Source organism: Lysinibacillus sp. F12 (assembly GCF_057773605.1).
The window spans coordinates 1,375,653-1,394,568 of sequence record NZ_JBYMLP010000001.1 but is presented as its reverse complement, the minus strand read 5'-3'; the positions used below and the strand labels follow the sequence as shown (position 1 = coordinate 1,394,568).

Annotated in this window: 18 protein-coding genes; all 18 read left to right on the top strand. The window is 32.9% G+C overall.

The features are described from left to right. The first annotated feature begins 46 nt into the window (after positions 1–46). Entirely contained in the window at positions 47–1,744 is a 1,698-nt protein-coding gene (locus tag AC3CH7_RS06930) for a motility associated factor glycosyltransferase family protein (protein ID WP_036160835.1), read from the top strand. A gap of 2 nt (positions 1,745–1,746) precedes the next feature. Beyond that, positions 1,747–2,088, top strand: a complete 342-nt coding sequence (locus AC3CH7_RS06925; protein ID WP_008178846.1) for a DUF8042 domain-containing protein — start codon at positions 1,747–1,749, stop codon at positions 2,086–2,088. A 1-nt stretch (position 2,089) separates the two neighbouring features. Then, a complete protein-coding gene (locus AC3CH7_RS06920) occupies positions 2,090–3,292 on the top strand; it encodes a motility associated factor glycosyltransferase family protein (RefSeq protein ID WP_488381637.1) in 1,203 nt (400 codons plus the stop codon). Between the two features lie 24 nt (positions 3,293–3,316). Then, positions 3,317–4,321 carry an NAD-dependent 4,6-dehydratase LegB gene (locus AC3CH7_RS06915; protein ID WP_488381636.1) on the top strand — a complete coding sequence of 335 codons (1,005 nt, stop codon included), beginning with the start codon at positions 3,317–3,319 and terminating at the stop codon, positions 4,319–4,321. Then, complete coding sequence (locus tag AC3CH7_RS06910) at positions 4,318–5,478, top strand: LegC family aminotransferase (RefSeq protein ID WP_488381635.1); 1,161 nt, start codon at positions 4,318–4,320, stop codon at positions 5,476–5,478. Before AC3CH7_RS06915 ends, AC3CH7_RS06910 begins: the two co-directional genes overlap by 4 nt. Continuing rightward, positions 5,475–6,602, top strand: coding sequence for a UDP-N-acetylglucosamine 2-epimerase (neuC, locus tag AC3CH7_RS06905; RefSeq protein WP_488381634.1), 1,128 nt, complete (start codon positions 5,475–5,477; stop codon positions 6,600–6,602). The genes AC3CH7_RS06910 and neuC overlap by 4 nt, the downstream gene beginning before the upstream one ends. Then, complete coding sequence (neuB, locus tag AC3CH7_RS06900; RefSeq protein ID WP_008178834.1) at positions 6,599–7,678, top strand: N-acetylneuraminate synthase; 1,080 nt, start codon at positions 6,599–6,601, stop codon at positions 7,676–7,678. Before neuC ends, neuB begins: the two co-directional genes overlap by 4 nt. After that, positions 7,671–8,294 carry an acetyltransferase gene (locus tag AC3CH7_RS06895; protein WP_008178832.1) on the top strand — a complete coding sequence of 208 codons (624 nt, stop codon included), beginning with the start codon at positions 7,671–7,673 and terminating at the stop codon, positions 8,292–8,294. Before neuB ends, AC3CH7_RS06895 begins: the two co-directional genes overlap by 8 nt. A 4-nt stretch (positions 8,295–8,298) precedes the next feature. Next, positions 8,299–9,351: a nucleotidyltransferase family protein gene (locus tag AC3CH7_RS06890; protein ID WP_488381633.1), complete on the top strand. Its 1,053-nt coding sequence runs from the start codon at positions 8,299–8,301 to the stop codon at positions 9,349–9,351. Then, positions 9,341–10,027 (top strand): acylneuraminate cytidylyltransferase family protein, encoded by a 687-nt coding sequence (locus tag AC3CH7_RS06885; protein ID WP_488381632.1) that lies wholly within the window; start codon positions 9,341–9,343, stop codon positions 10,025–10,027. Before AC3CH7_RS06890 ends, AC3CH7_RS06885 begins: the two co-directional genes overlap by 11 nt. A gap of 39 nt (positions 10,028–10,066) precedes the next feature. After that, on the top strand, positions 10,067–11,290 hold the full coding sequence (gene fliB, locus AC3CH7_RS06880; protein ID WP_036160838.1) for a flagellin lysine-N-methylase: 1,224 nt from the start codon (positions 10,067–10,069) through the stop codon (positions 11,288–11,290). A 139-nt stretch (positions 11,291–11,429) separates the two neighbouring features. Beyond that, entirely contained in the window at positions 11,430–12,095 is a 666-nt protein-coding gene (locus tag AC3CH7_RS06875; protein WP_488381631.1) for a methyltransferase domain-containing protein, read from the top strand. A gap of 67 nt (positions 12,096–12,162) precedes the next feature. Next, the gene (locus tag AC3CH7_RS06870) at positions 12,163–14,172 is read left to right on the top strand and encodes a sulfatase-like hydrolase/transferase (protein ID WP_488381630.1); all 2,010 of its coding nucleotides are present in this window, start codon (positions 12,163–12,165) and stop codon (positions 14,170–14,172) included. Between the two features lie 199 nt (positions 14,173–14,371). Beyond that, entirely contained in the window at positions 14,372–14,755 is a 384-nt protein-coding gene (gene flaG / locus AC3CH7_RS06865; RefSeq protein ID WP_488381629.1) for a flagellar protein FlaG, read from the top strand. Positions 14,756–14,777: 22 nt separating this feature from the next. Beyond that, the gene (fliD, locus tag AC3CH7_RS06860; protein ID WP_012292912.1) at positions 14,778–17,270 is read left to right on the top strand and encodes a flagellar filament capping protein FliD; all 2,493 of its coding nucleotides are present in this window, start codon (positions 14,778–14,780) and stop codon (positions 17,268–17,270) included. A 28-nt stretch (positions 17,271–17,298) separates the two neighbouring features. After that, positions 17,299–17,658 (top strand): flagellar protein FliT, encoded by a 360-nt coding sequence (gene fliT, locus AC3CH7_RS06855; RefSeq protein ID WP_099804995.1) that lies wholly within the window; start codon positions 17,299–17,301, stop codon positions 17,656–17,658. Between the two features lie 210 nt (positions 17,659–17,868). Further along, positions 17,869–18,279, top strand: coding sequence for a flagellar export chaperone FliS (gene fliS / locus AC3CH7_RS06850; protein ID WP_012292914.1), 411 nt, complete (start codon positions 17,869–17,871; stop codon positions 18,277–18,279). Between the two features lie 193 nt (positions 18,280–18,472). Then, on the top strand, positions 18,473–18,853 hold the full coding sequence (locus tag AC3CH7_RS06845; protein ID WP_036214791.1) for a PilZ domain-containing protein: 381 nt from the start codon (positions 18,473–18,475) through the stop codon (positions 18,851–18,853). Positions 18,854–18,916: the final 63 nt, after the last annotated feature.

The following is an 18,916-nucleotide window of genomic DNA, read 5'->3' as shown; positions in this document are numbered from 1 at the left end:
TTTTTAAAAGAATGCCGATATACAAAGTGAGGTGATTGATAGATTTATGGAATTACTAAATATAAAAAGTATAACTGCAAAAGACGGCAATGAAACGTTTGAAGTTAATGGATATTTATTGCATAGTAAATATAATCCTCTACGAGAAGCAGAAAGTTTGATTAAGAAAGAAATTAATAAACAATATATTAATGTTATTTTTGGATATGGAAAAGGCTATCTTGCAAATGCGTTAGTAAAAGAAAAAATAAGTAATGAAAAAATATTATTTATTGAACCAATTACTACTTTTGATAAATATAATACTAAACAATATGATATTGTATTTGGAAATAATTTAGATGAAATTCAAGAAGCAATTGACGGAAAGCTACGCTTTTTTAGTAGAAAAATTAATGTAATTTGTGCTCCAAACTATGATAAGATCTTCTCCTCTTTATATGTGAATGTTCTAAAAAAGGTGAAAGATATTCAAAGTTTAAATGTGGTTTACAATAATACCGTTAGGGATTTAAGTGTTACCTGGCAGGAAAATAGTATTCGCAATATGCTACCAACATATATTAATGGTTCTTTAAAAGTATTGGAAAAGTTTTACGATTGCCCAGTGGTAGTAGCATCTGGAGGGCCGTCATTAACTAAACAACTTAATACGCTGAAGGGTATTAGAAAAAATGTTATATTAATTGCTGCAGGTTCAACTGTAAATACTTTAATGACACATAATATTGAACCTGATTATATTATTACAATTGACGGCTCTGAAATAAATTTTGAGTCTCACTTTAAAGATTTAAAAGTAAAGTCAGCTGAGCTAATGTATGCTTCGACTAGTCATTATAAAATACAACAAAATTTTAAAAATAGACAATATGCTTTTCTAGATACTAGGGAAAATAAGTATAAGGAGCATGTGAATAAGACACTTGGAATCGAATTACCTAATATTTTAGGAGGTGGATCGGTAGCAAACTTCGCATTAAGTATTGCTCGTTATCTATCTACAGGTCCAATAGCCTTAATAGGGCAGGATTTAGCTTATACTGAGGGTAAGACTCATGCCGAGGGAAATAAGCATTTAAAAGCAGCTGATAGTGCATTTCTAGCTTTTCAAGGTGCCTTTGAAATAGAAGGTTACTATGGTGATAAAGTGATGACAGATTACTCATTATTTTCCATGAAGGAAAGCTTTGAGGAAATAATGAAACAAATTGAAGACCCTAATACCATTTTCAATTGTACAGAGGGAGGGGTGAAGATAGTAAATATACAGCAAAAATCCTTTGGACAATTTTGTCGTCAATTTGTAGATCGAAGTTGTGAAGTGAAATTATATAATGCAAAAGAGAACAAAAAGGATTTAGCCAAGTATATAAGTAGTGCAAGAGAGGAGATTAGAATATATAAAAATATTATTTTAGAGTTAAAGTTGGCTCAACAGGCCTTAGAAAAAAATACTTTAACGACAGAATTTGCTCCTAGTATTTTAAAAACGTTAGACGAAGTAGATATTAAGGTAGCAAAATTAATGAAAAAAGTAGTTATGGAGCGTATTAATGATCCAATAACATTAGATGTTATGACGAATTATGAGGCAAAAGGAGAAGAAACTCCAGAACAAACATATCAACGTGTGTTTGAACAGAATAGAGAGTTATATGACAGACTATGTAAGGCTACTGAACAATCTATTCAGTATACACAAGATACAATTAGAGAAGCTGAAAAGCTTATGGGGGAATAACAATGGAGATTAAAGAACTAATAGAAAGTTATAATGACTATGTGAAGAAGATACCTGATGGGGCTATATATATTGCTAACTATTTACGGGAGGACAAACTAAATAATGCTTTAATAGCAATTAAAGATTTTTCAGAAGGTGTACTTTGGCTTTCTGAAGCAAGTGATCTTTTGATGAAAAATGGAGCACACGCAGCATTAAATATTGGACAAATTCAGGAGTTTTTAATAGAAGTAAACGAAGGATTAGAAAAACAAGATTATGTATTAGTTGCTGATATGTTTGAATACGAAATCGCACCTTTTTTTGAAGAAGTAGTTAGTGCAAAAGGTACGGTACAATAAGTTGCAATGGCTAGTAGAAAAAGCTAAAAATGGAGAACCTACATTACAGTTAAATGGAGTCTTTATCTATAGTAAATACCGACCAAAGGAAGACGCTTTCCGTTGGTTAAATGCTGAGATTAATACAGAAGCAAAAAGTTACGTATTAATTGGTTTAGGGTTAGGCTATCATTTAAATGCTCTTGTTAGCCAATGTAAAAATAAAACCGTGACGGTATATTATTTTGATAAACATGAATACGAATTATTTTTAGCTCATAATACTGATCACTGGTGGAACCAAGGAAATGTACATATAGTTCATGACTTGAATCAAACAGAACTACAAGATAATGTTCAAATTTTACTTCCAAATGCTTGGATTAAGGGGATTGGCCAAAGGCATCCATTATTTTCAATTTTAGAAACGATAAAAATAAATCAACTTTCTCTTAAAAGAGATTCAAGTAAAATGGAAGAAAATTTCACTTGTAATATGAATTTAGCTGACGAAATTATTCAAGTAAAAAAGCAGCGTAGTATTGGTTGTTTAGTTGCCGCAGGGCCATCCCTGAACGATACAATACATTGGCTAAAAAAGTACCAATATCAAGTGGATATATTTGTTGTAGGAGCAGTATTAAAAAAGATGTTGGGAAATGGAATTACACCAAAAGCTGCAGTCTTGTCAGATGCTAATGATGAAACTATACCTCAGTTTCAAGATTCAAATTTTGAGGGAGAGTTGTATTATTTATGTACTGCAAACTCTAAAACCGTAGCTCAACATGGTAGCAAGAGATATATACTATTTCAACAAGGGTATCAATTAGCGGAGGAAGAGGCTAAGAAGCGGAATATACCTCTAATTGAAACAGGTGGATCTGTAGGAACAACAGCGTTTAGTTTACTTGAATATTTAGGTTATGAAACTATAGTGTTATTTGGTCAAGATTTGGGGTTCGCAGGTAATCAAACACATGCAGTAGATTCTACCTCGGGAAGAGATGCTTCTAATGATATTTTTTTAAGAAATATAGAGGCCAATGATGGAAGTACTATCCATACAACATCTATGTTTCAAGTGTTTTGGTATTGGTATAATCAAAAAATGGATAAAACAAAAGTAAATGTATTTAACACGGCTATTAAAGGAGCTAAAATAAAAAATGTTCCTTTGATAAATGAAGAGGAATTTGTACAATTAATAGCGAAAAATCAATAATTTTTTAGAAGAAGAGGGATAAGTGTGAAGCAAAAAAAGATTTTAGTAACCGGAGCAGATGGCTTCATAGGCTCACATTTAACAGAAACATTAGTACGACAAGGCTATGATGTTCGTGCATTTGTTTATTACAATTCATTTAATTCATGGGGCTGGTTAGATCAGTCTTCATCAGAAATTAAATCATCATTGGATGTGTTTTCAGGAGATATTCGTGATCCTTATGGTGTGAAAGAAGCTATGAAGGGTTGTACGCATGTTCTTAATTTAGCAGCGTTAATTGCAATCCCGTATTCTTACCATTCTCCTGCAACTTACGTAGATACTAATGTGACAGGGACTTTAAATGTAGTACAAGCAGCGAAAGAGTTAGGTATAGAAAAGGTAGTTCATACTTCTACAAGTGAAGTATACGGAACAGCGTTATATGTACCAATAGATGAAGAGCATCCGTTACAAGGGCAATCACCTTATTCTGCATCAAAAATAGGCGCTGATCAAATGGCATTATCATTTTACCGCTCATTTGATACACCAGTATCGGTTGTTCGTCCGTTTAATACATATGGGCCTCGTCAATCAGCTCGTGCTGTTATCCCGACAATTATTAGCCAACTGGCAAGTGGCAAAAAGAACATTAAGCTTGGTGCTGTAAGCCCTACACGCGATTTTAACTATGTAAAAGATACAGTTAACGGATTTATTTCTGTTATGGAATCTACTAATTCAATTGGGGAAGTTATTAATATTGGATCAAATTACGAAATTTCTATTGGTGAAACTGCACAAATGATTGCAGATATTATGGGTGTAGATTTAACAATCGAAACGGATGAGCACCGCCTACGTCCTGAAAAAAGTGAAGTCGAGCGTCTTTGGGCTGAAAACAAAAAGGCGAAGGAACTACTTGGATGGGAACCACAATATGGTGGTAAAGAGGGCTTCCATAGAGGTCTTGAAGAAACAATAGAATGGTTTACAAATCCTAAAAACTTATCTCAATATAAGGCAGATGTTTACAATATATGAATACTCAATGGACGGAATTTGCGAATAATGTAAAACAGTTTTACGGTAAAGAGTTTGTGCCTTTACATGAGCCAACATTTAATGAAAAAGAAGTTGAATATGTGACGGATTGTATCAAAACAGGTTGGGTTTCCTCAGTTGGAGCTTATGTGAATCGTTTAGAGAAAGACCTCGCAAATTTTGTGGGCGTTAAACGTGCTGTTGCTGTTGTAAATGGTACAGCTGCATTACATATTGCATTAAAAATTGCAGGCGTAAAGGCGGAAGACGAAGTATTAATGCCTTCTCTTACTTTTATTGCAACAGCCAATGCCGTGTCTTATTTGGGTGCAGTACCTCACTTTATAGATGTTTCCTTTCATACTTTAGGTGTTGATGCAGATAAATTAAAAATCTACCTAGAGCAAATTGGAACAACAGAAAACAACCAGCTTTATAATAGAGACACAGGAAGACGTATTTCTGCGCTTGTACCAATGCACACATTCGGTCATGCGGTTGATATAGAAGGTTTACTAAAAGTATGTGATATGTATAATGTGACGCTTGTTGAAGATGCAGCAGAATCATTGGGTACTTATTATAAAGGAAAACATACAGGTAGCTTTGGAAAAGTAAGTGCCATCAGCTTTAACGGCAATAAAATAATGACAACTGGCGGTGGCGGTGCGATTGTGACAGATGACGATGCGATAGCTGACTATGCAAAACATTTAACAACGACTGCTAAAATTCCACATCGGTGGGCGTATGAGCACGATGAAATCGGATTTAATTACCGCATGCCGAATTTAAATGCAGCGCTAGGTTGCGCGCAATTAGAAAAAATGCCAACGTTTATTCAACAAAAACGCGATTTAACCAAGCACTATGAGCAATGGTTAAGTAATTTAGAGGGCGTGCATTTATTTAAAGAGCCTGAAAATACTAGAAGCAATTATTGGTTACAGACTATTCTCCTTAATGAGCAGATTAATCGTGATGAGGTATTAAGCTTTTTAAATGAGCAAGGTGTAATGAGCCGTCCGATTTGGACACCGATGCACCATTTAGCAATTTATCAAAACTGTCCGAAATCAGAATTAAATGTGACAGAACAGTTGAATAGAAGAGTTGTCAATATTCCTAGCACACCAATCAGTGAGGGATCACGATGAAACGTAAAATTTGTATTGTGACTGGTACGAGAGCCGAATACGGTTTACTGTCAAATCTTGCTAATAAGATACGACGAGATGAAGCAATTGATTTACAGATGGTTGTAACGGGTATGCACTTATCGCCAGAGTTTGGAAGTACATATAAAGAGATTGAGAATGATGGTTTTTTCATTGATGAAAAGATAGAAATTCTGTTATCTGCGGACTCTTCCACTAGCATTGTGAAATCAATTGGACTTGCCGCAATTAGTTTCGCAGACGCTTTTAACCGTTTACAACCAGATTTACTTATCATTTTAGGTGATCGATTTGAAATGCTAGCTGCTGCTCAAACAGCACTTATTATGCAAATACCGATTGCCCATATACATGGAGGAGAATGTACTTTTGGTGCGTATGATGATGCAATTCGTCATTCCATTACAAAAATGGCTACCTGGCACTTTACAAGTACAGAATCTCACCGCAAACGTGTTATTCAATTAGGTGAATCTCCAGAACGTGTCTTTAATGTCGGTGCTCTTGGTATAGAAAATATTGTGAATTTAAATCTGCTGACGCGTCAGGAACTATTTCAAAAACTTCAACTGGATGAGCAACAACCTATGTTTTTAATAACTTATCATCCTGAAACGAATGGTCATATTAATGGGATCTACGAATTGTTAAAATCTTTGGAAAATTATTCCGATATTAATTTGGTGTTTACAAAATCGAATGCTGATAATGGAGGAAGGTTAATTAATGAGGCTATTCAACAATTCATATTAAAACATAGTAATGCTAAAATATTTGATTCACTTGGTCAATTAAAGTATTTAAGTGCAGTAAAGAATGCTGAGGTTGTCATTGGGAATTCTTCGAGTGGATTAATTGAAGTCCCTTATTTAGAGACACCTACTGTAAATTGTGGAAACCGTCAAGAAGGACGAGAGCATCCCAATTCAGTATTTAATACAAAGATGGATGCTGGAAATATTTATCATACTATTGAAAAGGCTAGAAAGTTTAGCGATAAATATGAACATTTATTTGGCGATGGCAAAGTATCGGAAAAAATAATGACAGTATTACGCAGCTTACCTTCATTTTCTATTCAAAAGGGGTTTTATGATTTATGAACAATAAAACATATATCATCGCTGAAGCAGGTGTCAATCATAATGGGTCATTAAAAATGGCAAAAGAGCTAGTGATGGTCGCAAAAGAAGCAGGAGCTGACGCGGTAAAATTTCAAACGTTTAAAGCTGAAAACTTAGTAACAAAGCAAGCGCAGCAAGCTGCATATCAAGTCGCAAATTTAGGTGAGGCTTCATCTCAATTTGCGATGTTGAAAAAGCTAGAATTAACTTATGATGAATTTATTGAATTGCAATCGTTTTGTCAATCAGAGCAAATAGAATTTCTATCGACACCTTTTGACTTTGAAAGTGTCGATTTTTTACTAGATGAAATTGCAATTGCCACAGCTAAAATTCCTTCAGGCGAATTAACGAACGCACCATTTATTCATTATATAGCGACAAAACAAAAACCAATAATTTTATCTACTGGAATGGCAACTGTCGAAGAGATTCATGAGGCATTAGCATTTATAGCTTATGGTTTAGTGAAATCTATGGAACCTGTTACGATTAAGCAGGTATACAGCTTTTATGCTACGACGGAAGCAAAAGAAGCGCTAAATAAATATGTCACATTATTACACTGTACTACACAATATCCAGCCCCAATGGACTCTATTAATTTAAATGCAATGACTGAAATGCAGAAGAGTTTCAACTTATCAATTGGGTTATCAGACCACTCAGAAGGTATTAATATACCCATTGCAGCTGTTAGCTTGGGCGCAAAAGTGATAGAAAAGCACTTTACTTTAGATAAAACACTAGAAGGGCCTGATCATATTGCATCCTTAAATCCAGGAGAGTTAAAGTCCATGATAAAAGGAATTAGAGATGTAGAGCTGGCACTGGGGGATGGAATTAAAAGACCTAACTCTGTAGAGATTAAAAATAGGATTCCTGTCAGAAAAAGCCTTATTGCTAAAACTCCTATAAATGTAGGTGAGGTATTTACTACTGATAATTTAACTGTAAAAAGACCTGGAGATGGTATGCAACCTTCTAAATACTGGTCTCTTATCGGTGAAATTGCTTCAAAATCATATGAAGAGGATGAGCTAATTGATGAATAAGCTGATTATTATGATTGGAAATGGTGGACATGCCTCCGTATTAACTGAAATGTTATTATCACAGAAGGAAACAATTATTGGATTTACTGCACCGACTACAGAAGAGAATGCTTTTGGTTTAACTTATTTAGGATCTGATGAGGTAATAGAACAATATAATCCAGCAGACATTGAACTAGTACTCGCCATAGGAACAATTAAACCGTCCCCATTGCGAGAAAAAATCTTTAATAAATTTACGCAAAAAACGTATCAATTTAAATCTGTCATCCATCCTTCAGCCATTATTGCTCCTTCCGTCCAATTAGGACAAGGTGTTCAAATAATGGCTGGTACTATTATTCAAACGAATACAATAGTTGCCGATAATAGTATTATAAACACCGGTGCGCTGATTGATCATGATTGTCAAATAGGTTCCCATATACATATTGCGCCAGGCACAAAAATATCAGGCAGTGTCCATATAGAAAAAGGAACACATGTCGGAACAGGTGCAACAATTATTCAAGGCATTCATATAGGATCAAATTGTTTAATTGGTGCAGGGGCTGTTGTGGTTAGTAATTTTGTAAATGGCGTAAAAGCAGTTGGCGTACCTGCAAAGGAAGTGTAACTATATGAAAAAATGGCAAAAAACGCTAGTTGATCAAAATCATACTTTACTAGAAACTATGAAAATTATTGATGATTCTTCTTTGCAATTTGCAGTAGTTGTAGATGAAGAACAACATTTGCTTGGAACTGTCACAGATGGAGATATTCGCCGTGGCATTTTGCGAGGTGAAGGTCTTGATGTGAAAATTACATCTATTATGAACCCAAATCCAATAACTGCAAAAAGTGGTCAAAGGTATCATAAATATAAGCAATTAATGAAATCAAAAATGCTTAAGCAGTTACCTATAGTAGATGAGAATAATAGAATTATCAATATACTTTTTGCGGACAATATTGAAACTACATTAAATAAAAACACGGTTGTATTAATGCTTGGCGGATTAGGTACAAGGTTGCGACCATTAACAAACGATACACCAAAACCAATGCTTAGAGTGGGAAATAAGCCGATTTTAGAAACAATAATAGAAGGTTTCAAGCAATATGGCTATACTAATTTTATTTTTTCTGTTAATTACAAAAAAGAGGTAATCCAGGACTATTTTCAAAATGGGGAAGCATTTGATGTAACGATTGAGTATATCGAGGAAGACAAGAAAATGGGGACTGCTGGAGCACTTTCATTATTAAAAAAAAGGCCTACGAAACCATTTTTTGTGATGAATGGAGATTTGCTCACACAAATTAATTTCGATCAACTAATGCAATTCCATATGGAGTATGAATCAGTAGCAACAATGTGTGTAAGGGAATTTGAATATCAAATCCCTTATGGAGTTATTGAAACAAACGGTACCGATTTGGTGACAATTAAAGAAAAACCGATTCATCGTAGCTTTGTTAATGCCGGAATTTACTTATTAAATCCTGATGTACTTGACTATATTCCACAGGATGAGTTTTATGATATGCCTTCCCTGTTTGAAAAATTAATAGAAAAAAATAGTAAAACATCTGTTTTCCCAATTAGAGAATATTGGTTAGATATTGGGCAAATTGATGATTTTAATAAAGCAAATAATGAGGTTAAGGAGCTTTTAAATGAAGCCTAAAGTTTTAGCAATTATCCCTGCACGCGGAGGTTCAAAAAGTGTGCCACGGAAAAATATTAAAGAGTTAGCAGGGAAACCGTTAATTGCATGGACAATTGAAGAAGCAAATAAGTCCAAATATATTGATAGAGTCATAGTTTCTTCAGAAGATAAAGAAATCTTACAGATTGCTCAAAAATTTGGTCCATATGTTCCTTTTGTAAGACCTGCTAATCTAGCAGAAGATAATACTGCTGGAATTGAGCCAGTTCTACATGCATTAGAACATTTTGCTGACTATGATTATGTTGTTGTATTACAACCAACATCTCCCCTGCGTTTAGTTGAAGATATAGATGGATGTATAGAGTATTTTTTACAAGAAAAAGCCAGATTTTGCGTTAGTGTATGTGAGGTAGAGCAATCCCCATATTGGATGTATACATTAGATAATTGTGCTAAAATGCAACCATTATTGAAACAACAATCTTTAATAACAAGACGTCAAGATTTGCCAAAAGTATATACTTTAAATGGAGCAATCTATTTAGCAAATATTAATCTTTTAAAACAAACGAGAAACTTTATTACAGATGAAACTATAGCTTATGTTATGCCAATTGAGAGATCATTCGACATAGATACAGAAGAAGATTTTAAGATTTGTGAATATCTTTATACGGAAACTCTAATGTAAAGTATTTATTAAAATGAGAAAAAATTAGGATGTGCAAATATGAGACCAATTTTAATACCAGAGTATTTTGAAGAGTTTAGTTGTATTGGTGGTGCTTGTGAGGATACTTGTTGTGCAGGGTGGAATATTACAGTAGATAAAAAGACTTATCAAAATTATCGTAAAGTAAAACATCCAGAAATAAGTGAGAAGTTACAACGCTATGTAAAACGTAATCGAAATCAACAGGATGATTCGAGTTACGCAAAATTACTTTTAGACGAAAATAAGAACTGTCATATGATGTTGGAGGATGGCCTATGTAGTATTCATAAAGAATTGGGAGAACAGTTTTTATGTAATACTTGTGCTACTTATCCAAGACAATTTACACAAGTAGGTTCCATTGTAGAAAAAAGTTTAACATTATCTTGCCCTGAGGCAGCAAGAGTTGTTCTATTACGTGAAGAAGGTTTAGGTTTTATTGAGACAGAGGAGCCTAAAGATACTCGAGGATTAATAAGTGGTGAAATTAATTTAAATAAGCATCCTTTATTTTGGGATTTAAGAGTTTTTACTATTCAACTAATGCAGAGTCGTAAACAACCTATAGAAATCCGATTAATTATTTTGGGTCTGTTTATACAAAAAATTGAGCAATTAAATCAAACTGAATTAGAAAAAAAATTACCTGAAATAATGGAAGATTATTTAAATCGCTTAGATAATGAAGAATTCATTGAATCCTTAAAAAATATTGAAGGGAACTTGATTTTTCAACTAAATTTAGCTCGAGATTTAATACGTTATCGTATGTCTGCTGGAGGTGTGTCATCGGAAAAATATTTATCTATTCTATCTCAACTATTAGAAGGATTATTATTAGATGAAGATGACAATCAAGAAGTACAGGACATGGATAAATCGATTGCTAAATATAATCAAAGCTATCTAGATTATTATGAACCATTCATGGAAAAGCAGGGTTATATACTTGAAAATTATATTGTCAACTATATATTTAAAAACCTATTTCCGTTTAATTACAATTCAATGTTTGAGAGCTATATGATGCTTGTTATTCACTTTACACTTATTAAATTACATATGATTGGAATGGCTTCAAACGAACAAAATTTAACGCAAGAAATGGCTATTGAATGTATACAACAACTTGCAAAAGCAATTGAACATAATTCTTCTTATCTTCAAGGCGTTCGTAAAGGTATGGAGGATTCTGGCTATACTACAATGGGACATATGTTTGTGATGATTAGTAATTAAGTATCGTTTTTTATACATAAACGTCTTAATTCAAATTAATGAAAATAAACAAATTTTTAAAAAATATAAATATTTGGATAGTTTGAAATAAGAGAAGAAGAGGTGAAAATACGAAAAAAAAAAGAATGGAGAATTTTTTATGAATTATATAAATAAACAGTATTGGGAAAAATTTTATAAAAAACGAGTGAATTTAACAGAATCATCAACTTTTAGTGAGTTTATTTTTAGAAAAAAAGAACGAATGATAAAAAACACAATTCTAATTGATTTAGGATGTGGTACTGGGAATGATACTTTTTATTTTGCAAAAAATGGTTTTGAAGTAATCGGTATTGATGGATCAGAAGAAGTAATAAAAAATAATAAGATCACGTTGAAAAAATATTTGAATACAAATAATAAAGTGCATTTCGACTGTGTTGATTTAAGTAATGAGAATGAAGTTCAAAAATTAATGGTTAAATTAAATGAAATTTCAATGTCGCAAGAAAAGGATATTTTATTTTATACTAGGTTTTTCTTACATGCAATTACAGATGAAACAGAAAATTTGATTTTTGAAAGCATTCTCGAGAATATTCAAATTCCATGTGAAATAGTTTCGGAGTTTCGAACAAAAGAAGATGAAGAATTAGACAAAGTTTTTGATAATCATTATAGAAGATATATAGATACAGATTTGCTAATTACCAAATTAATAAATCTAGGGTTTTCAATTCAAGAATTTTCAAAAGGCAGAGGACTTTCAATTTATAAAAATGAAAACCCATTTTTAGCAAGAATGGCTATTAAAAAGAACTAGATGAGTGATTTTAACTGCATTCTTTAAATAATACTAATAATATTTTAATATTGAAAGAGTGATATTTTTGAAAGATGTTAAAATAACTGCTATTAAAAAGCTTGAGGAAGAAATTACGTATCTCTTAAATGAAGGTCAATTTACAGAAGCTAAAGAAAAATTAGATAAAATAATTATAAGAAATGAAGCTTATTATTCCTTATTTTCCAATTACTACTATTTAATACATGAGTATCAACAAGGAATAATCTTATTAGAGGAGGCAATAAAGGAGTTCCCATTTTCATTTGAAATCTTTTATAATTTGGCAACTTTAAAGAGTGCAATTGGAGAACAAATACATAGCTTATGGTTGTTTGCACGATGTTTAAAGTTAGCGAGTTGTGACGAAGATAGTGAAGAAGTAGCAAATCAACTTAATAAAATAATAAAAATAATAAAAAATGATTCTACATTAATACCTGAACAGCTACATTCAATTTTAAATTATACACAAATGATTCTTCATGAAGGAGACGAGAGAACGTATCCAGTTAATCGCTTTAATCAAAGTCTTATTAAAAAAATTGTAAAAGATTCTTCTGACAATGAATACTTTACGGAAATGTATAAATCAATGGACGTCAAGGATATAGATATAAATTCACGTTACTATTTTAAAACTGAATTGTTACAAGGGAAAGCTACTGATTCATTTTCATTTGAAATTAATAATGAAACAACATTACCAGTAGCATTGTTTGAAGAATATGATGATATTTTAGTGGAAGGCCCGAAAATTAATTTTTGTTTTCCTAAAAATGTGTTAAGGACTAACCAATTTAATTATTTTACATTTGCGGATGTTGGTAAATATAAAGTAACGTCTAGTAAACTCTTTTTTGTTGCTAAACCAGTTAATTTGAAGCCTAAATTAAAATCTGCGCAAGTTATAATAACTATTTTTGTAGATGGATTAGCAAATAGTGTAATAGAAGAAAAGTTAAATGATTTAATGCCACATACATATAATTTTTTCTCAAATGGTTATATAAATAATAATTGCTATACAACAGGAGATTGGACATTACCAAGTGTTGCAAGCATATATACCGGCAAGACTACCTTACAGCACGGCCTTTACCATCCTTCAAATCATTTTGAGTTAAATAAACATAATCATTTATTTACTAAGGATTTTCAAAAGAATGGATATATGACTACCCAAATAAATAATGACTGGCGGGTTACACCTACTTATGGTTATTTAGAGGGGATGGATAGAATCTTATATCAAAACTATACAGGCGGCTTTACAGCTGGAGAAGTTGTTGCGGAAGCAATCGAACACTTAGAGACATTCAAAAATAACAATCATTTTTTATGGATAAGCTTAATGGATTTACATGATGTAGCTGATGAAATTAATAATGATTTAATGAGTCAGGTAAATGTGTCAGCAAAATATAGACAAAATAAAAATCTTGGTGCTACATCTGTATTATCTCCTTATGACCCAAATAAAATTAAAAAGTACGAATCAGAATTAAAGCGAGTAGATTTACATTTATCCTCATTATATAGTTATCTTGAATCAAGTTTTGGCAAAGAAAATATTATTGTCGCTTTAGTAGCTGATCATGGACAAACTTATTTAAAAGAAGACGACTTTCTCTTACATGAACCAAGACGTAAGGTCCCATTTATGTTGGCAGGTGGAAAAGTTGAAGGGAAAATTAGTAATGAATTATGTTCAATTCTTGATATTTACCCTACAATTGCTAAACTTGCTGACATTAAGTTAGATAGTAATGAAGGTGTTGTATTAAAAGATTTTGGAGGTAACGGGCGTGGTACAGCCACAACGGAAACAATACACCCTAATCAACCTTATCTAGTTGCTATTACAGATGCTGAACATATTTTTAGATTTAAGACTAAATCTAATGTAACTGACAATGGATTAGTTGATTTAGAACATTATGAAGCGCAATTATTAGACTTAAATACATTAGAAGATGTATCAGTACAATTTATTGATAAATTAGAGAAATATGTAGATATAACTATTCAAAGAGCAATAAAATTACAGTCGTAAAATAAAAATACAGTGAGATAATTTAAAATTAAATAGGATAGAATAGATGGCCTCTTGTTCAAGAAAGAATTATTTGAACGAGAGGCCATTCTTTGAAGTATACAAACAAATCAAAGTACTTCAGTAGAAAGAGTCAAACATTCCTAAAAACTTCCGATATTAAATATAAGAATAAGAAAAGTTTAGGAGGTTACATATTATGCGTATTGCAGCTCAAGGACAATCTACAGATTTAGAAACTGCAACGTCATCTACAGTTGCGAAAAAAGCAGAAGAAACAACGATGACTACTAGTAAAGCTCAATTAGTAACGCAATCACAAGGAGAAAATCTACCTACTGCTGACGTACAAGAAATATCTAAAGAGAAGCTGCAACATGCAGTAGATACTATAAATGAATTTTTACAAATCAATCATAATGCTTCTAAATTTGTTTTACATGACGGGTTAGACCGTTATTTTGTACAAGTTGTTGATACTAAAACTGAAGAAGTTGTAAAGGAAATCCCTCCCAAAAAACTTTTAGACGCATTTTATGAGATGCAAAAGTTATTAGGAATGATTGTAGACGAAAAAATATAAGCATAATTAGGAGGAAATAATAATGGTAAATAGAATCGGCGGTTTAGCTTCAGGAATGGATATAGATGCACTCGTAAAAAAATTAATGAATGCGGAAAAAGCACCATTAAACAAATTATATCAAAAGAAACAAACATACGAATGGCAACGTGACGCTTATCGCAGTGTTAATACAAAATTAAAAACATTCGATACTTACATTGCAGATAATCTAGTGTTAAAAAGCTTTCTTTCTAAAACAGCAGCTAGTTCCAATTCTAACTTAGTAACTGCAACTGCAACAGGAAGTGCTGCGGGAACACTGTCAATTGAGGGTGTTTCTCAATTAGCTACAGCAGCTCGTAAAGTTGGTGACCAGGTTAATGCTGTAGGAACTACGAAAATATCCGATTTTGCATCAACAGGAACTATAGAATTTAAAGCCATCCAAACCAACGGCAAATTAGCAAGTGAAGCAACAAAGATTGAAATTACTTCTGATATGACAGTTGATCAATTTATTAGTAAAGTGAATTCTAGTAATGCAGGAATAAGTGCTGTATTTGAAAATGGTCGATTCTCCTTTACTGCCAAAAACACTGGTGATGTTAAAGGTGATGATGAAATCAAAGTTGTAGGTGGTTTAGATATTTTCAACAAGTTAGGGTTTGCTGATCCTAATAAAGTTCAAAATACAGAAGGAAAAAATGCTATTTTCACTGTGAATGGCATAGCTACAGAAAGAACAACAAATACATTTACTATTTCAGGCTATAATGTAACGCTAAAAGATACATTTAATGGCCTCCAAACGATTGCAGATAAATATAAGGCTGCTGTGGAAGAATTAAAAAATGCTACTACCAATTTAGCAAATAAGCAAGCAAATCTTATTACAAAACAAAATGCTTATGGTGCTAGTGATATTAATAGTTATACCGCTAACCATGAAACTGCGTATAAAAACGCTTTTGGTAATACTTTATCTTTGTCACAACAAGTGCAATATAACAAACTAGGAAATGATGCATGGAGAAATTTATCAACAGATGAAATAGATTTCATTAAAAACCAGACATCCGTACAAGGAATCAAAGACAATATTGATGGAAGTACTTTAAGTGATGAAAGTAAAGCAAAATTAAAAGGTTTATCAAATAGCGCCCTAGATGTTTTATTTACAAACAAAGATCAGCTTACAGATTTTAAAGCTCAAGCGGAATACGAAAAATATGGTGTAAAATTAAAAGATTTTGATCAAAATGCCATTGATGCATTAAAACGTTTCTCATATAACAGCAGTGATTCAATTGAAAAAATTCATAAAGATATAGATGATAATCCGGAGTTTACAAAGGAAGTCAAAGATGCGCTAAAATCTTTAAGTAAAGATGATTTAACTAATTTAATAGCAACAGATTCAGCAACTTTAAAAACTTATCAAGAAAAAGCTCAGGCTGACGATTTCAAACAAAAGTATAGTCAGTTAGGCGATGCGTTAATTAAAGAGTTGCAAGAAGGTACTAAAAAGGTTGAGGATTTAACAGAAAAACAAAAAGAGATTTGGAATAGCTTATCACCAGAAAAAAAAGGTCAATTTTATGATTTAGCCGATCAAAATATTAAGCGCTCCGAGTATTTAACTGCAGTTGCTGAAGAAAAAGCAGCTCAAACTCGTTTAACAGAGGCCACTAATACCGAAAAAGCAGCAACAGCAGATGCAACTGCAGCAGGTATTTTAAAGGATGATGGTAGTGGCGGTAAAGTAGTTGACGAGGATAAAGTAAATGCTGCTCCACAAGCACAAGCGGTCACTATGACTTCCACAACAGATGTGGATGACATCATGGCTAAAATTAAGGAATTTGTCACTACTTATAACGGTTTTATCAAAGATTTAAATGATCAAACGAAAGAAACAAAATATCGTGATTATACACCATTGACTAGTGAACAAAGAGAAGAGATGTCAGAAAGTGAGATTAAGCTTTGGGAAGAAAAAGCGAAGAGTGGGTTATTAAGAGGTGACACTCTTATTCGTGAAGGGCTTGCAGGTATGCGTTCTTTAGTATACCAATCAAATCCTGGTATTGACTCAAAATATAATTCCCTCTTTAGTATTGGGATTACAACATCAAAAAATTATAATGATGGCGGTACTTTAGAAATTGATGAAGCAAAATTACGAAAAGTATTGGAAGAAGATCCTGATGCAGTTGAAAAACTCTTTAAAAATAGTGAAGGTAAAAAGGATGATGTCGTAGACGGAAAAACAGTCGATACACGCGGTTATTTAGATAAACTTCGTGGATCGATGAAAACTTTTGAAATTACTATTGAAAAAAAAGCAGGCCGCTCTACGATGACCGACGCTCAATATGCAATTGGAAAAAATTTAGTGGATACAGAAAGTCGAATCAGTACTTGGAAAAGAAAACTAGAGGATATAGAAGCACGATACTGGAAACAATTCACAGCAATGGAGCAAGCTATTAATAAAGCAAATCAACAATCAAGCATGTTCATGCAGGGCTAAGGATTTCTTTATTAGATAGGAGAGTATAATGTATCAAACAGATCAACTATTACAGGTGTCCGCTAATCTATTTAAGCATTTAGGTGACATTCCAAATGGTGAAGAACGTGATGAATATATTGAAACAATTAATACCATGTTGGACAAGCGTGAAACAATTATTAAAGGCTTGAGACAAGAAGGTTTTCAATTCGATGAACAAAATCGTATTCATCGTACTCTGTTAGAGTTAGATAAGGGCATAAAACAACGATTAGCAGCTGTTATGGATGCAGTTAAGCAAGACATGGCAAACCTACAAAAAACGAAAAAAAGTGAACAGCAATATTTCAACCCTTACTCCAATGTTCGTGTGATGGACGGAATGTATTACGACAAAAAGAATTGACCTTTTATCTTCATTCAGTGTGGTGGAAGCCGCAAGCTGAATGAAGATAAGGCCCAGGCGTATGTCAAGGATTTTTAAAAGAAGTGAATTGTGCTATCACAATTCAAAATCCCGACACAATTACGCTTGGGCGTAATTGATCAAATAGCTTTTCTTCGGAAAATGGTTTAAACTAGTAAATAAGTAACCTTTCAAAGGAGTTGTCCTTTATTGGCAGCAAATTTAACAGCACAAAATGCGTACAAACAAAATAGTGTAACCACTGCTTCTCCAGGAGAGCTGACGTTAATGCTTTATAATGGATGTTTAAAATTCTTGAATAAGGCGAAACAAGCTATTCAAGAAAAAAATATCCAAGAAAAAAATACAAATCTTATTAAGGCACAGGCAATTATAAGTGAATTAATGGCAACGCTTAATATGGATATTGAGATTTCGAAACAAATGCTACCTCTTTACGAATATATGAATCATCGTCTAGTCGAGGCAAACATTCAAAATGATGTAGCCATTATTGAAGAAGTAGAAGGATTAGTGACGGAATTCCGCGATACGTGGAAGGAAGTTATTCGCATTAATCGACAACAGCAATTTGGTCAGGGAAACAGCGGACAAATTTAGACACTATTAGAGACCATCCACCAAGATGGTCTCTTTTCTTTAAGACAGAATCATCTGTTAGAAATTATCACTAAATAGTCATAAAATAGGCTGTTCAACGGTAAAATATGTTACTTATTCCCCTAGCTGTAAGATGGGCATCGTGTCATAATCAAAGCAATATAAATGTTTAACAATATACTGGGGTGGGAATATGATTTTTAAGCGTCAAGAAGGTTTCCGATTTAAATTTGAGGAGCCTGTTCAAATAACTTTTGCTGTTTATGAAAATGGGCGAGTTAATCATGGGCAGACGGCAATGGCTGAATTGCTGGATATTAGTCCGCGTGGGTTAAAGATGTATACGGAAGTGGATTTAGGTGTGAATCCCCCACCATTGGATATCCATTTTGTGCTTGATACGCAAGAGGTACGGGCTTATGGTGAAGTGATTTGGAGTCGTCCATTTGGTAGTGGTAAGCAATATGGCGTTTATTTTAATGATCAAGGTCGTGTTGAAGAGTTGATTGTAGATGAATTAAAGCTACGACGCAAAAAAGAAGCGGCAGAAATAAAAAAGCAAAGCCAATATTAATTTTATAAAAGTTTTTTGTAAAATAAAGAATTATTTTAGAGGAATTTCACACACTTGTGTAGA